We start from the raw sequence: 15,408 nt of genomic DNA on the forward strand, positions 1-15,408 counted from the left end.
CCGGGTGTCACCGGCCGCGGGCCGGTTGTCAGTGCCGCCGTCTATCGTGCGGAGCATGACGACGCTGCCGCCTCCGGCCACCGAACTCTCCGCCGACGAGGCCCGCCGTATCGCGCTACGTGCCCAGGGGTTCCTGGGCGCGCCCGAGCGGCGCGGCGGGGTGCGGGGCGTGCTGCGGCATCTCGGCGCCGTGCAGCTGGACACGATCTCGGTGCTGGCGCGCTCGCACGAGCTGATTCCGTACGCCCGCCTGGGCGCGGTGGGCCGCCGTACGGTCGAGGACGCGTACTGGACCGAGGGCCACAGCTTCGAGTACTGGTCGCACGCGGCCTGCATCCTGCCCGTCGAGGAGTGGCCGCACTTCGCCTTCCGCCGCCGTTCCTACCGCGCCCGCCCGCACTGGAACCACGATCTGCCGGACGGTGTGTACGACCAGGTGATCAAGCAGCTGCGCGCCGAAGGCCCGCTCACCGCGACCGAGTTGGGCGGCGCGAAGAACGGCGGCGAGTGGTGGGACTGGTCGGGGTCGAAGGTCGCGGTCGAGCGGGCGCTGATGTACGGCGAGGTGGTGTGCACCGAGCGGCGCAGCTGGAAGCGGGTGTACGACCTCGCCGAGCGCGCCATCCCCGACGATCTTCTGCACGACGAACTGGACGACGCGGAGTGCCTGCGCCGGCTCGTCCGGCTGGCCGGGCAGTCCCTCGGTGTCGGCACCCGCGCGGACATCGCTGACTACCACCGCCTCAAGGGCGAGCAGTTCGACGCGGTGGTCGCGGACTCCGGTCTTGTCCCGGTCACGGTCGAGGGCTGGTCCAAGCCCGCCTGGGCGGACCCGCAGGCGCTCGCCTCCGAGCCGCGGGGCCGGCACCGTACGACCCTGCTCTCGCCCTTCGACTCCCTCGTCTGGGAGCGGGCGCGCACCGAGCGGATCTTCGGCTTCACCCACCGCCTGGAGGCGTACGTCCCCAAGCCCAAGCGGGTGTACGGCTATTTCGCGATGCCGCTGCTGTCGGGCGGAAAGCTCCTCGGCCGCGTCGACCCGGCCCGGGAGGGGACGACGCTGGTGGCGCGCCAGGTGTCCCTGGACACTCCGAAGGCGGTGGCACCCATGGCGCGGGCGCTGCGCGAGGCGGCGGAATGGGTCGGATGCGACTCCGTACGAATCGAACGGGTCGACCGCCCCGAGCTCACCGCGGACCTGGTCCGCGCCGTCTCCGCCTGACCGCTGCCGGCCCGCCGCCCGACCGCGGACTACCCCCTTGGGGCCGCTAGCGGATCTCGAGGATCTTTTCCCGCATCGCGTAGACCACGGCCTCCATCCTGGAGTGCAACTGCAGCTTCTCCAGGATGTTGCGGACGTGGTTCTTCACGGTGTTCTCGGAGATGAACAACTCCTTGGCGATATCGCGGTTGTTCATCCCTGTGGCGACGAGCTTGAGCACTTCCAGTTCCCGCTCGGTCAGCCGGGGCGCGGGGACGAGCCGGCGCTCGTCGGTGCGCTGGATCATCGACTTGAACTCGGTGAGCAGCTTGGACGCCATGGACGGGCTGATCTGCGACTGCCCGTCGGCCACCGCACGGATCGCGGTGGCCACCTCGTCGGTGGAGATCTCCTTGAGGAGATAACCGGTGGCGCCCGCCTTGATCGCGTCGTAGAGGTCGGCCTCCTCGTCGCTGATCGTCAGCATGATGATCTTCGCGCTGGGGGCCACCTCCTTGATGGACGTACAGGCCTCGATGCCGCCGCGCTTGGGCATCCGCACATCCATCAGCACGATGTCGGGCAACAGATCGGCGGCCTTGTCGACGGCCTCAGCGCCGTCACCCGCCTCGCCGACGACCTGGATGTCCTCCTCCTGCGCGAGGACGATCTCCAGACCGCGCCGGAAGAGGGCGTGGTCGTCCACCACAAGGACCCGGATCGGCTCCTTGCGTGAGTCGCCCGTGTCCGCGCCGGCATCGGCGACCGTGGCACCTGCGTCGCCCGCGTCGTCATTCACCGGCCCGAAGCTGTCCGCCATCGTTCCTCCCCCTGAAGGCCGTGGCCTGAAGATCATGTGTGGTCCGCCAACATCTGTGCACAGCGCATCGGTTGGCTTACGACGCCATGCTTTCATGCCCGGACGACAGAGCGGTGATCCTGTGGTCCCAAGGTGGTGCCCCTGGGGGCGCACAGAGCGTTTCCAGGGGCACCACCTGACTGCTGACGGGGTCAGCCGCCGAGCGCTCCGCCGGCGCCGCCGCCCTCGGACCCGGCCAGCGGGTCGGTCTCCAGGTGGATGACGCCATAGTCGTAGGCGTGACGTCGGTAGACGACACTGGGCTGCTTCGTCTCGGAGTCGACGAAGAGGTAGAAGTCGTGCCCGACCAACTCCATCTCATAGAGGGCCTGGTCGAGCGTCATCGGGGCTGCCGTGTGGTTCTTCTCGCGGACCACCAGCGGTCCTTCGCCCTGGACTTCGAGCGAGCCGATCCTGGTGGTGGGAATGGCTTGGGGTGCCTCTTCGGCGATGGGCCGGCCATTCGCGTTCAACTCGGCGACGCCGGGAACGACATCGGCCACCTCGGATGCCGAAATGCGGCCGTTGCCGCGGCGGTTGTGACGCTTGTCGTGCTGCTTGCGCATCCGCGCCTCCAGCTTGCCCGTGGCCAGATCGAGCGCCGCGTACGGGTCGCCTGCCGCTGCCTCTGCCCGGATCACCGGGCCTCGGGAGCGGAGTGTGATCTCCACGCGGTCGGAACGGTCGGCCTGCCGCGGGTTGTGCTCCTTGGACACCTCGACGTCCAGGCTGATCACCTTGCCGTCGAGCTTCTGGATCTTCTCCAGCTTCAGCTTCTCGGCCACGTGCTTGCGGAACCGCTCTGGCACCTCGGTCTTGCGGCCCTTGACGACGATGTCCACGCAGAACTCCGTTCCCGGATAGCTCCGCCCGCTCGCAGGCTGCGGAGCGTCTCCCTCTTGCACCAGGCGCCGGTGATTACCGGAACCTCGGACTTGGCGACTTTCACCTCCTCCTCCCCAGTCGACAAGCTGCCCACCCCACCAAATTTCGAGGTTCTCACTGCCTCGAATCCCTGGCCGGAAGCTCGACAGTGCATTCGGTGAGGTACGGCATTCGCCATCCCTCACAACCGAACATAGCCCCATCGGACCGCTGTCGGCACCCGCTACCAGCGCGTACCTCCATTAAGGCGGTTTTCCCTCCTCACTACCTGCAACGATGCAAGTACTCGGTCAGTTCCAGTTTGTTTCGAAAGACAGCGGAGGCACTGCGACAACCGCTGCGCTCAGCCGTACGAATCCGGGAGGGCGCGGACCGGCGGCTGCGCGAACCGCCCGCGCCGCCTCCGCCAGCGAGGCCCCGGTCGTCATGAGATCGTCCACCAGCACCGCCCGGCCGCCTTCCAGAAGCCGTCCGCCCCCGGCCACCACCTCCAGTGCCCCCGTCAGGTTCGCCACCCTCTGCCGGGCCGTGAGACCGGACTGGTCGGCCACCGCCCGCCGCTGCCGCAGCACCGGCAGAGCCCTCGCCTCTGTCCCCCCACGCCGCAGCTCACCCGCGGCCGCCATGGCGATCCGCCGCCCCGCATCGTGCCCGCGCGCCCTGACCGCACGCCGCGCGGACGGCACCGGTACGAGCAGCAGCGGACCCGCTCTCCCGGCCGGCATGGAGACCGACGCCCGCACCGCCCCGGCGAGCGCGGCACCCAGAGGCCGGGCCAGCCCCAGCACGCCCCGCTCCTTGTGGGCCAGCAACACCGCACGTACCGCATCCTCGTACGGAGCGGCGGCATGCACCATCGGCAGGCCCGCAGGCTCCGGCACAGGCCTCGCCCGGCGCGCCGCGGGGCCGTACAGCGCCCGTGCGCACTCCTCGCACAGCAGGGTCCGAGCAGTGCCGCAGCCGCCACAGGCGACCGGCAGCACCAGACCGGTGATTTCGCGCCACCACGCCCGCATGGCAACCACTCTGCCAATACCGGCGGCGCCCGGCCACCCCTGTGGACAACTGCACCCGGAGGACTCCCGCTGCCCGCTCCGGCTACCCCGGGTAGACCGGCGAGGAGCCCTCCTTGACCAGCGTCTGCCAGTTGGCGCCGGCCGGCAGCCGTACGATGCCGTCGTCCTTGGAGTACGCCACCAGCGGGCGGCTCTCGTCGTCCGATGCCGTGACAGCCATGACCTGGTTCAGGCCAGGCAGGATGCTGGCGGCCGAGCTGGAACCGTCCGTCTGGATGTAGCGCACCTGCTGGACGCCGCCGGACTCCTTGCCGACCACCACAAGGCGGCTGGGCCCGGCCCAGGAGACGGCTGTCACCGTCTCCATCTGGGGTGCGGCGGGCCGCAGATCCGCGACGGTCACCAGTGGGCTGCCCTTGGGGCCAGGGTGCTCCACGCGGCCTATCTTGAGCGTGGTCTTCCCGCCCTTGCTCAGCAGCAGCGCGATACGCACACCGTCGACCGAGACTTTCACCGCCTCGATGCGCGCCCCGTCCAGACCCGGAACGATCTTGACGGCCTGCGGTGTGCCGGTACCGCCCGCAAGATGCAGCAGCGCCGGGTTCCCGGGGTCACGGTCGGCCACCCACAGATCGTCCCGGCCGTCCCAGCTGGGCGCCGAGAGGCGGTTGAGGGGTGTCTTGCCCTTGCTCGTCACCACGGGGCTGCCCGGCCTGCTGTCCGAGATGATGGACGTCACGTAGAGCTGGCTGGAGTCCTTGGAGACCGCCGCCGCAGTGCGCTCGTGGCGGGCCACGCCGACGACACTGACCGGCAGCTGTCCATCGCCGAACGGCCCCGGCACGTTCTGCGGTTCGCCTATCTCCTTGGCGCCGCCTGTCAGCAGCGCCAGCCGGTTCTTCTTGTCGACGAAGTACTGGTTGATGGGCTTGCCGGAGTTGTGGTCAGGCGCGATCGCCTCCGCCTGGCCACGGTCGAGCACGCACAGCTGCGAGCCGTCCGCACGCTGCAGCTCCACCTGGTCGACCCGAGTGGACGTCAGGTCCCTGAGGGTGAAGAGGATCTGGGCCGCCAGCTGCACGCACTCGGGGCGGCCCACATTGGACGCCTTCTCATTGAGCGGCACCTTCAGGGCGTTCCGGTCGTCGAGCGGCAGCGATTTGGTGCCCTCTTTCAGCGCCGTACCGGTGGGGAAGGGCGATTCGACCACCTGCTTCAGCCAGTTGGTCGGGCCTTCGAGCAGTGCCTTGACCGTCTGGGTGACCGGATCCATCCGGGTCACCGGATCCAGCCGCTGCCGGATGTAGACGGGGTCGGCGACAACCACGTTCCGCCCCGAAGCGAAGTAGTACTTGTTCACGGAGCGATAGCTGCGCTGGAAGTCGGACGCTCCGAGCACCAGCCCTGTCGGCAGACTGTCGATCCGCCACTCCTTGCCGTCAGGACCCGCCTGCTCCGACAGGTGGATGGTCTCGCGGTAGGTGGTGGGCGGCATTGCCTGGTAGGCGTGCTGGGAGTCGACGGTCGCGATCTGCTTGCCGAAGAGCGGATAGCTCATGCCCGGGTAGTCCGCGCGACCGCGTTCGGGCAGTCCCGAGTCCGGCGCGGCCGTCAGCACTGTGGTGCTCGCGTCCGGTCGCCACTTCCTAGAGGCATCCGGCGTCAGATACTTCCGGGCGGTGGCGAAGTTCGTATCGTCACTGGTCATCGCCTCCAGGAAGCCCGCGACGATCTCGCCGGGTGTCGCCCCCTGCCTCGGCGGAACCGCGTACACCCGCACCTGGGAGTCCGCGCGCTGCGACGCCTTCACCGCATGAATGTCACCGCTGTCCGGCATCGAAGCGCACCCCGCCAGCAGCACACCGCTGCAGGCGAGCAGCGCGGGCACGCGCAGCGCACCCGTGCCTGTGCGGCCGCCCCGACGGGGGCCGTGCCTGCGGGGGTCAGCGCCCACGAGTCGTGTCCTCACGTTCCGAAGAAACCTGTGGTGCGCTGTCGTCCTCACGCCGCTCCCTCGCCTGGCGCGCCACCACCCGGGCGCCACTGCCCGGAAGGGCGGCCGGGTTCACCCCGGCGGGCGCCGTGCGGGGCGCTATGGGGGCTCGCGGCGGTACAGGCAGCGGCGACCGGTCGGACACCGGCTGGACCGGCACGGCCGCCAGCAGCTGCCCGTTCGCCTTCGGCTCGACGAAATCGCCGCGCTCCCGGTTCTGCCGCGAGTCCTCCGGCTCAAGCGGTATGGGCGAACCGCGCAACGGCTCGTCCGCCGTACGCGGGAGGGTCAGCCGGAACTGCGAACCTCCGCCCGGCTCACCCCATGCCTGCAGCCAGCCGCCGTGCAGCCGGGCGTCCTCGACCGCGATGGACAGCCCGAGACCCGTGCCGCCGGTGGTACGGGCACGCGCCGGATCGGCCCGCCAGAACCGGTTGAACACCCGGGTCGCCTCCCCCGGCTTCAGCCCCACGCCGTAGTCGCGCACGGCGATCGCGACGGCCCCGCCGGCCACGGCCATCCGGACCACCACGTCCCGGCCCTCGCCATGCTCGACGGCGTTGACGACCAGGTTGCGCAGCACCCGCTCCACGCGCCGGGCATCGGCTTCCGCCACGACAGGCTGCTCGTCGCCGACCACCCTTATCCGGGTGCCCTTGCGCTCGGCCAGCGGCTCGGCGCCGCCGATCACCCGCCGTACCACCTGGCGCAGATCTATCGCCTCGGCCTCCAGCGCCGCCGCTCCCGCGTCGAAACGGCTGATCTCGAGCAGGTCGGACAGCAGCGACTCGAAGCGGTCGAGCTGATCCCCCAGAAGCTCGGCGGAACGCGCCGTCACCGGGTCGAAGTCGATGCGCGCCTCATGAATGACGTCGGCGGCCATGCGAACCGTCGTCAGTGGCGTACGCAGCTCGTGCGAGACGTCCGAGACGAAGCGCCGCTGCATCCTGGAGAGCTCCTCCAGCTGCTGGATCTTCAGCTGGAGATTCTGCGCCATCTTGTTGAAGGCCTCGCCCAGTCTGGCGATGTCGTCCTCGCCGGTGACCTTCATCCGCTCCTGGAGCCGGCCCGCCGACAGCCGCTCGGCGATACCGGCGGCCATCCGCACGGGCGTGACGATCTGCCGCACCACGAGCCACGCGATGGCCCCGAGCAGGACCACCACGAACAGCCCGGCGGTGGCAAGCGTTCCCCTGACGAGGCTGAGCGACTGCTCCTCCTGGGCCAGCGGGAAGAGGTAGTACAGCTCGTACGGATTGCCCTCGATGTCGTTCAGCCGCGTACCGACGACGAGCCCGGGCTCCGGATCATGGACAGCGTTGTTGTACTTGATCAGGACGTACGTCTCGTACGTCCCGGTGCCCTGGTCGACGGCTTGCCGCAGGGCCTCGGGAATGCTCGTGTGGTCCACGCCGCCCGAGGTCCGGGGTGCACGGCTGGAGCCCGCGTCCTCGGAGTCGGGGCTCAGGGCCACCAGATTGAACGCCCCCTGGCCGCCACTGGCCAGCTGGTCCACCAGATCGGACCGCCAGGAGCTCCGGGCGGTCCTGCCGTCCGTGGCAGCACCGTCCTCACCGGGGCCGAGCGCGTTCGCCCTCTCCCGCGCCACCGCGAATCCACCGGCCGCCTGGCTCTGGGCGGCCTTGGCCTTGGCGTCGAGCAGGCCGTTGCGCACCTGCCCGATGACGACGAAGCCGAGCAGCAGCACCACGCCGAGCGACATCAGCAGCGTGCCCGCGACCACCCTGAGCTGGATGTTCCGTCGCCACAGCCGTAGCGCGGGCAGCAGCGGACGGCGCACCCAGCGCATGACGAGCCGGAGCACCGGACCACCCGGCGCCCCGTCCTGGAGCAGCCGTCCCCCCTGGAGCAGACGGCCGAATCGCGAGGGCTTGTGCCCCGGTCCGGCAGCCGGCCCCGTCCGGACTCCCGGCTCCCCGGGCTTCGGAGCAACGCTGCCTGGGGACATGTCAGCTCGGCCCGGCCTTGTAGCCGACACCACGGACGGTCACCACGATCTCCGGGCGCTCAGGGTCCTTCTCGACCTTGGAACGCAGCCGCTGGACATGCACGTTCACCAGCCGGGTGTCCGCGGCATGGCGGTAGCCCCACACCTGCTCCAGCAGCACCTCACGGGTGAACACCTGCCACGGCTTACGGGCCAGCGCGACCAGCAGATCGAACTCGAGCGGAGTCAGGGCGATGGACTGCCCGTCCCGCTTCACAGAGTGACCGGCCACATCGATGACCAGATCCCCGATCGCCAGCTGCTCCGGCGCCGGCTCCTCCGACCTCCTCAGCCGCGCCCGGATCCGGGCGACCAGCTCCTTCGGCTTGAACGGTTTGACGATGTAGTCATCGGCCCCGGACTCCAGTCCGACCACCACATCCACGGTGTCGCTCTTGGCCGTGAGCATCACGATCGGCACGCCGGACTCGGCCCTGATCAGCCTGCACACCTCGATGCCGTCCCGTCCGGGCAGCATGAGATCCAGTAGAACCAGATCCGGCTTGGCCTCACGGAAAGCGGCAAGTGCCCTGTCGCCGTCCGCTACGAACGACGGCTCGAAACCTTCACCACGCAGCACAATCCCGAGCATCTCGGCCAGTGCGGTGTCGTCGTCGACGACAAGGACTCGTCCCTTCATAATCGACATCATCCCATTAGCTAATCGTTACCTGGCGTGACCTGGCACACAGCTCCGCTATTCCTGCCCCTGTGACCGGGGACAGCGCACCCTGCTCGGTGACGATCGCCGTCACCAGATCCGGGGGCGTGACATCAAACGCCGGGTTGTACGCCTGGGTTCCCAGCGGTGCGACCGGCAGCCCGCCCGCACCCGCCCCGGCCCCCGCCACATGCGGCGCTGTGACCTCCGTCACTTCCTGTCCCGGTCGTTGTTCCACTTCGATCGACGCCCCGTCCGGCGTACTCAGGTCCACCGTCGTCGTCGGCGCGACGACGACGAACGGCACATGGTGATACTTCGCCAGCACCGCCAGCGGGTAGCTCCCCACCTTGTTCGCCACCGATCCATCGGCCGCTATGCGGTCCGCCCCTATGAGTACGGCATCCACCTCCCCCGCCGCGAAGAGCGATCCTGCGGCATTGTCCGTGAGCAATGTGTACGGCATTCCATTGCGCGCCGCCTCAAAGGCAGTGAGCCGGGCGCCCTGCAACAGCGGCCTCGTCTCGTCCACCCACAGTCGCCGCAGCCGGCCCGCGCGGTGCGCCTTGAGCGCGACGGCAAACGCGGTGCCTTCCCCACCCGAGACCAGTGCCCCGGTATTGCAGTGGGTCAGGATCCGGTGGCCGCCGCCCGGCAGCAGCTCATCGAGGAGCACCAGCCCGTGCTCAGCCATGCGGGCACTGGCCTCGGCATCCTCCCGGTGCAGCTCCCTTGCCGCCACGAGCGCCGCCCGGGCAGCCTGCTCCGCGTCCGCCCCCTTGTCCACCGCAGTCCGGTAGCCGGCCGCCGCCCGTCGCACTCCATGCCCCAGGTTCACCGCGGTGGGCCTCGCACTCTCCAGCAGCGTCACCGCCTCATCCACGTCGTATCCGCGAACGGCAGCGAGAGCCACACCATACGCACCGGCGATACCCAGCAGCGGCGCCCCCCGCACAGCGAGCGTCTGAATGGCCCGCACCAGGGCAGGCACATCGGTGCAGACCAGCTCGACCTCCTCGGCAGGCAGCCGGGTCTGGTCGAGAAGCACCAGTACAGGCCCTTCCGGTGGCTCGTCCCAGCGCAGCGACGGAAGCGTCGGCGGCGCTGTGCCGACCGGGTTTTGTGCGTACTGATCAGCCATCCGCCCAGTCTGCCCCGTGAGGCACCCACTATGAAGGCGCGAAGGAGATACAGGGCCCGGCCCACCAGCGGACGGCGCGTGGCACGATGGCTGCCAGCCTGCCGCCTTGATACGGCGGACGGGCACCGCGAACGTACCGGCTCGCCGAGCCGGACCCGCGACCAATCCATGAGGTGGACGACCGTGAACGACACTCCGGGCTGGGCCTCGCCCGGATCTGCTCCCTCCGACGGGCAGGAGACCAGCGTGCCCCGGCCCGCCGGCCCCGTCGACGAGAGCGGCCCCGCCTCGAAGTGGTCCAAGGAACAGCCGCCCCCAGGTCAGTGGTCGGCGCCGACCGGCCCGCACACCAACCCCGTCCCGCCGCCTCCGCCCGCCCCCGGCTGGGGCGGCGGCCAGCCGCGCGGCGGCTGGGGCAGGCCGCCCGCCGCGGCAAAGCCCGGCGTCATCCCGCTGCGTCCGCTCGGCGTCGGCGAGATCCTCGACGGCGCGGTGTCGGCAATGCGGGCTCACTGGCGCACCGTGCTGGGCATCTCGATCACCGTGTCCGTGATCTCCGAGATCTGCGGCATCCTCGTCGAGCGCTTCCTCATGCCCGAGCCACCCGAGGTCGACCCGAACGCGACCCCGTCGGAAGCACTGAGCCAGTCCGTGGACTCGCTTCAGTCCAGCCTGCTCGTCATGGGCCCGGTCCTGCTCATCACCGTGATCGTCACGCTCTTCACCACGGCCCTTCTCACCGTGGTGATCAGCCGGTCGGTGCTCGGCCACCCGGTGACGCTGTCCGACGCCTGGCGCGAGGCCCGGCCCCGGCTGCCTCAACTGCTGGGCCTGACCCTGCTGCTGCCGCTCGTGAGCGCCGCCATCATGACCGTCGGCATCCTCCCCGGTCTGCTGCTCGGCGACGGTCCGGGAATCGCCCTCGCCGTACTCGGAGGCCTCGCGGCCTGCGGCGTCATCCTCTGGCTGATGATCCGGTTCGCTCTCGCCTCCCCGGCACTCATGCTGGAGCGCCAGGGCGTCATCCCCTCCCTGCGCCGCTCCGCCAAACTGGTCCAGGGCGCCTGGTGGCGGACCTTCGGCATCGTGGCGCTCACGCTGCTGCTGACGCTGCTGGTGTCGATGATCATCGCCGTGCCGTTCAGCGTGATCGCCTTCGCCGTGGACGGCAGCGGCTTCAGCGACCTGTTCGCCGGAACCAGCCCTGACTTCGGCTGGCCCTTCCTGATCATCACGGGCATCGGCTCGGTCATCGCCTCCTCCATCACCTACCCGATCTCCGCCGGCGTGTACGTCCTCCTCTACGTGGACCAGCGCATCCGCCGAGAGGCCCTCGACCTCGAACTCGCACGGGCCGCGGGTGTCCCCGGATACGGCTCCGCGCCGCCGGGCAACACCTCCTCCAGGAGCTGATGCGGTGTCCACCAGGGGGGGCCTGACGACAACGCGGCGACTGATTCGAGTCGGCGATGACGTACCGGTGGACACTCCCCGCATCCCCGCCCGAGAGGCGGCGGAGCGGGAACTGTCCAAGCCGATGTACCACGAGAACGATCCGAGCCTTCTCCAGCGCGCGCTCAACCGCTTCTGGGACTGGGTCGGCAACCTCTTCGACGCCGCCTCCGGCGCCGCGCCCGGCGGGCCGCTCGGTCTCCTCGTCGTCGTCCTGGTCGTCATAGGCCTGGCCGCCGCTCTGTGGTGGCGTCTTGGCACGCCCCGGCGCAGCCCGGGCTCCGCCGACTCCCTCTTCGACGACAGCCCCCGCAGCGCATCCGAACACCGCGCCGCCGCCGAGGCACACGCCACCGCCGGACTCTGGAACCAAGCCGTCCAGGAACGGATGCGGGCCATCGTCCGCTCCCTGGAGGAACGCGCCCTCCTCGACCCGCGCCCCGGCCGTACCGCCGACGAGGCCGCCGCCGAAGCAGGCCGCTCCCTCCCCGACCAGGCCGACGGACTCCGCGCCGCCGCCCGGGAGTTCGACGACGTCACATACGGCGGCCGCACCGCCGACCGCTCCGCGTACCGACGCGTACGGGATCTGGACCTCGAGCTGGAGCGCGCCAAGCCCCTGCTGAGCGCCGCGGCCCAAGGAGCGGCCGAATGACCGGGGTTACCGTCAGCTCCACCTCCATGTCCCCCACCACCCACCAGGTGTGGACCCGCACCCGCGGCCTCCTCCTCGCGCTCGTCCTCATTGTTGTCGCCGGCATCACCATGGCCGCCCTGCGCTCCGGGGACCAACACGGCAGCCTCGACCCCCGCTCCGCGGACCGCAACGGCAGCCGCGCCGTCGCCGAACTCCTCAAGGACCGGGGCGTCTCCACCCGTGTCGTCACCACCCTCGCCGAGGCGACCTCCGCGGCCGGCCCCGGCACCACTCTTCTCGTCGCCGCCCCCGATGTGCTGACGGACCAGCAGCAAAAGACGCTGCACGCCGCGACGGCCTCGTCCGGCGGACGCATGGTCCTCCTCGCCGCCGGCCCCGCTTCCATCGGCGCCCTGGCCCCGGGCGTCCACACCGAGACCCCGGCCCCCGTCTCGGCGCGCACCCCCCAGTGCACTCTCCCCGCCGCCCGCAACGCGGGCAACGCGGACCTCGGTGGTGAGCGGTACATCGCCGAGGCGCCCGACACCGACACCTGCTATCCGAGCGACGGACTGCCCACCCTGCTCAGGATCGGCGGCCCGAACAACGGCGACACCGTCCTGCTCGGCTCGCCGGACATCTTCTACAACCACCGCCTCGACAAACACGGCAACGCCTCGCTCGCCCTGCAAATCCTCGGTTCCCGCACCCATCTGGTCTGGTACCTCCCCTCACTCAGTGACAGTTCCGCCGCGGAAGACAGCACCGGCGGCGACAGCGCCAGCGACAGCACCTTCTTCGACCTGATCCCCTCCGGCTGGCTCTGGGGCACGCTCCAACTCGCCCTCGCGGCCGTCCTTGCCGCCATCTGGCGCGCCCGCCGACTCGGCCCCCTGGTGACCGAGCGGCTGCCGGTGGCCATCCGCGCCTCCGAGTCCACCGAGGGCCGCGCCCGCCTGTACCGCAAGGTGAACGCCCGCGACCGCGCCGCCTCGGCCCTGCGCTCGGCCACCCGCACCCGCCTCGCCCCACTCCTCGGCGTCCCCCCGGTCGACGCCCACTCCCCCGAGGCACTGCTACCGGCGGTCTCGGCCCATCTCCCCACCGGCGACCGGGACCTCAAGGCCCTGCTCTTCGGCCCGGCCCCGGCCGACGGCAACGCTCTCATCCATCTGGCAGACCAACTCGACGCCCTTGAAAGAGAGGTACGCACTTCATGAGCGCCCCGACCCCCGAGACAGCTGAGAACTCGGACCGCGCCCGCGCCTCCCTGGAGGCCCTGCGCACCGAGATCGCCAAGGCCGTGGTGGGCCAGGATCCCGCTGTCACTGGGCTCGTCGTGGCTCTCCTCTGCCGCGGCCACGTCCTCCTCGAAGGAGTACCCGGCGTCGCCAAGACGCTCCTCGTCCGCACCCTTGCGGCCTCCCTCGAACTCGACACCAAGCGTGTCCAGTTCACCCCTGACCTGATGCCCAGCGATGTCACCGGGTCTCTCGTCTATGACGCGCGCACCGCCGAGTTCTCCTTCCAGCCCGGTCCCGTCTTCACCAACCTCCTTCTCGCCGACGAGATCAACCGCACCCCTCCCAAGACTCAGTCGTCGCTCCTGGAGGCGATGGAAGAGCGCCAGGTCACGGTCGATGGCATACCCCGCCCGCTACCTGACCCCTTCCTGGTCGCCGCGACCCAGAACCCGGTCGAGTACGAAGGCACCTACCCGCTCCCGGAAGCCCAACTGGACCGCTTCCTGCTCAAACTGACGGTCCCTCTGCCCTCCCGCGATGACGAGATCAACGTCCTCACCCGCCACGCAGAAGGCTTCAACCCCCGCGACCTCCAGGCTGCGGGCGTACGCCCCGTCGCCGGCCCCGCCGACCTGGAAGCGGCTCGTGCCGCCGTCGCCAAGACCTCGGTCTCCGCCGAGATCACCGGGTATGTCGTCGATATCTGCCGTGCCACCCGTGAATCCCCCTCACTCACCCTCGGCGTGTCCCCCCGAGGCGCCACAGCGCTGCTCTCCACCGCACGCGCCTGGGCCTGGCTCACTGGTCGGGACTACGTCATCCCCGACGATGTGAAGGCCCTGTCACTGCCGACTCTGCGCCACCGGATCCAGCTCCGGCCCGAGGCGGAGATGGAAGGCGTCACCGCCGACTCCGTCATCACCGCGATCCTCACCCACGTCCCCGTACCCCGATGAGGCAGTGACCCATGGCCCTCACCGGACGGACCGCGCTCCTCGCCGCTCTCGGCTCTCTCCCCGTGGGCATCCTCGCCCCGAGCTGGACGGGGATGCTCGCTGTGAATGCGCCTCTCTCACTAGCAATCCTGTGCGACTACGCCCTCGCCGCGCCAGTGCGAACGCTCCGATTCACCCGAAGCGGTGACACGTCAGTTCGACTGGGTGACAGTGCGGAAGTCCAGCTGACAGTCACCAACCCCTCCGGCCGCCGCCTGCGTGCCCACCTCCGCGACGCCTGGCCGCCCAGCAGCTGGCTCACCGGCACCGAACAGGCTGCTTCCCGGCACAAGCTGACCGTCCCTGCCGGTGAACGCCGCCGTCTCACCACGGTCCTGCGCCCCACGCGCCGCGGCGACCGCCAGGCAGAACGCGTCACCATCCGCTCGTACGGACCTCTGGGACTCGTCGCCCGCCAGGGCAACCACAGCGTCCCCTGGACCGTACGCGTCCTACCGCCCTTCACCAGCCGCAAGCACCTGCCGTCCAGACTGGCCCGGCTGCGCGAGCTGGACGGCCGCACCAGCGTTCTGATCCGTGGCCAAGGCACTGAATTCGACAGCCTCCGCGACTACGTCCCCGGGGATGACAGCCGTTCCATCGACTGGCGCGCCACCGCCCGGCAGACCACCGTCGCCGTACGCACCTGGCGCCCCGAACGCGACCGCCACATCCTCGTCGTTCTCGACACCGGCCGCACCTCAGCCGGCCGAGTCGGAAACGTCCCGCGCTTGGACGCGTCCATGGACGCAGCACTGCTCCTCGCCGCCCTGGCTTCGCGCGCAGGTGACCGTGTGGACCTCTTGGCCTACGACCGCCGTGTCCGCGCCCAGGTCCAGGGCCGCTCAGGCGGCGACCTCCTGCCCGCGGTGGTCAACGCGCTCGCTCCGCTGGAACCCGAGCTCGTCGAAACCGACGCCCGCGGTCTCAGCGCCGCCGTCCTGCACAGCGCCCCGCGCCGCTCGCTCATCGTTCTGCTCACCAGCCTCGACACCGCGCCGATCGAAGAGGGCTTGCTCCCTGTTCTTCCTCAGCTCACAAAGCGCCACACTGTCCTCGTGGCATCGGTCGCCGATCCCCACATCGAGCAGATGTCCAACAGCCGGGGCACCGTCGAGGCGGTGTACGAGGCGGCGGCCGGCACCCAGTCCCAGGCTCAGCGTCGCCGTACTGCGGAGCAGCTCCAGCGCCACGGCGTCACAGTCGTCGACGCCACTCCTGACAATCTGGCCCCCGCGCTTGCGGATGCTTACCTGGCGCTGAAGGCCGCCGGCCGACTCTAGAGACGAACGACACCGGAATTGAGGCGGAGAAGG

Annotated in this window: 13 protein-coding genes; 6 read left to right on the forward strand and 7 right to left on the reverse strand. The window is 70.1% G+C overall.

Annotated features, from left to right (window positions below):
• Nucleotides 1-55 precede the first annotated feature (55 nt).
• Nucleotides 56-1,222 carry a winged helix-turn-helix domain-containing protein gene (locus SLUN_RS15360; RefSeq protein WP_108149025.1) on the forward strand — a complete coding sequence of 389 codons (1,167 nt, stop codon included), beginning with the start codon at nucleotides 56-58 and terminating at the stop codon, nucleotides 1,220-1,222.
• A 46-nt stretch (nucleotides 1,223-1,268) separates the two neighbouring features.
• Here SLUN_RS15360 and SLUN_RS15365 read toward each other — a convergent pair whose 3' ends face one another.
• The 7 genes from SLUN_RS15365 to mtnA all read right to left on the reverse strand — a co-directional run bounded on the left by SLUN_RS15365 (nucleotide 1,269) and on the right by mtnA (nucleotide 9,764).
• Entirely contained in the window at nucleotides 1,269-2,021 is a 753-nt protein-coding gene (locus SLUN_RS15365) for a response regulator (RefSeq protein WP_108149026.1), read from the reverse strand.
• Nucleotides 2,022-2,212: 191 nt separating this feature from the next.
• Nucleotides 2,213-2,902: a ribosome hibernation-promoting factor, HPF/YfiA family gene (hpf, locus tag SLUN_RS15370; RefSeq protein WP_108149027.1), complete on the reverse strand. Its 690-nt coding sequence runs from the start codon at nucleotides 2,900-2,902 to the stop codon at nucleotides 2,213-2,215.
• Between the two features lie 333 nt (nucleotides 2,903-3,235).
• The gene (locus tag SLUN_RS15380) at nucleotides 3,236-3,961 is read right to left on the reverse strand and encodes a ComF family protein (protein WP_108149029.1); all 726 of its coding nucleotides are present in this window, start codon (nucleotides 3,959-3,961) and stop codon (nucleotides 3,236-3,238) included.
• A gap of 82 nt (nucleotides 3,962-4,043) precedes the next feature.
• Complete coding sequence (locus SLUN_RS15385) at nucleotides 4,044-5,915, reverse strand: LpqB family beta-propeller domain-containing protein (RefSeq protein ID WP_371413831.1); 1,872 nt, start codon at nucleotides 5,913-5,915, stop codon at nucleotides 4,044-4,046.
• On the reverse strand, nucleotides 5,905-7,923 hold the full coding sequence (gene mtrB, locus SLUN_RS15390; RefSeq protein ID WP_108149030.1) for an MtrAB system histidine kinase MtrB: 2,019 nt from the start codon (nucleotides 7,921-7,923) through the stop codon (nucleotides 5,905-5,907). The genes SLUN_RS15385 and mtrB overlap by 11 nt, the downstream gene beginning before the upstream one ends.
• Before the next feature lies 1 nt (nucleotide 7,924).
• Nucleotides 7,925-8,614 (reverse strand): MtrAB system response regulator MtrA, encoded by a 690-nt coding sequence (mtrA, locus tag SLUN_RS15395; protein WP_217502908.1) that lies wholly within the window; start codon nucleotides 8,612-8,614, stop codon nucleotides 7,925-7,927.
• 4 nt (nucleotides 8,615-8,618) lie between these two features.
• A complete protein-coding gene (mtnA, locus tag SLUN_RS15400) occupies nucleotides 8,619-9,764 on the reverse strand; it encodes an S-methyl-5-thioribose-1-phosphate isomerase (RefSeq protein ID WP_108149031.1) in 1,146 nt (381 codons plus the stop codon).
• A gap of 183 nt (nucleotides 9,765-9,947) precedes the next feature.
• Between mtnA and SLUN_RS15405 the strand changes: the two genes are divergently transcribed.
• The 5 genes from SLUN_RS15405 to SLUN_RS15425 are packed head-to-tail and all read left to right on the forward strand — an operon-like array spanning nucleotide 9,948 to nucleotide 15,375.
• Nucleotides 9,948-11,177 (forward strand): DUF7847 domain-containing protein, encoded by a 1,230-nt coding sequence (locus SLUN_RS15405; protein WP_108149032.1) that lies wholly within the window; start codon nucleotides 9,948-9,950, stop codon nucleotides 11,175-11,177.
• A 4-nt stretch (nucleotides 11,178-11,181) separates the two neighbouring features.
• Complete coding sequence (locus SLUN_RS15410) at nucleotides 11,182-11,871, forward strand: DUF4129 domain-containing protein (protein ID WP_175314125.1); 690 nt, start codon at nucleotides 11,182-11,184, stop codon at nucleotides 11,869-11,871.
• Nucleotides 11,868-13,073 (forward strand): DUF4350 domain-containing protein, encoded by a 1,206-nt coding sequence (locus SLUN_RS15415; protein WP_108149033.1) that lies wholly within the window; start codon nucleotides 11,868-11,870, stop codon nucleotides 13,071-13,073. The genes SLUN_RS15410 and SLUN_RS15415 overlap by 4 nt, the downstream gene beginning before the upstream one ends.
• On the forward strand, nucleotides 13,070-14,053 hold the full coding sequence (locus SLUN_RS15420; RefSeq protein WP_108149034.1) for an AAA family ATPase: 984 nt from the start codon (nucleotides 13,070-13,072) through the stop codon (nucleotides 14,051-14,053). Before SLUN_RS15415 ends, SLUN_RS15420 begins: the two co-directional genes overlap by 4 nt.
• Before the next feature lie 11 nt (nucleotides 14,054-14,064).
• The gene (locus tag SLUN_RS15425) at nucleotides 14,065-15,375 is read left to right on the forward strand and encodes a DUF58 domain-containing protein (RefSeq protein ID WP_108149035.1); all 1,311 of its coding nucleotides are present in this window, start codon (nucleotides 14,065-14,067) and stop codon (nucleotides 15,373-15,375) included.
• Nucleotides 15,376-15,408 lie beyond the last annotated feature (33 nt).

The sequence above is a fragment of the Streptomyces lunaelactis genome (genome assembly GCF_003054555.1).
GTDB lineage: Bacteria > Actinomycetota > Actinomycetes > Streptomycetales > Streptomycetaceae > Streptomyces > Streptomyces lunaelactis.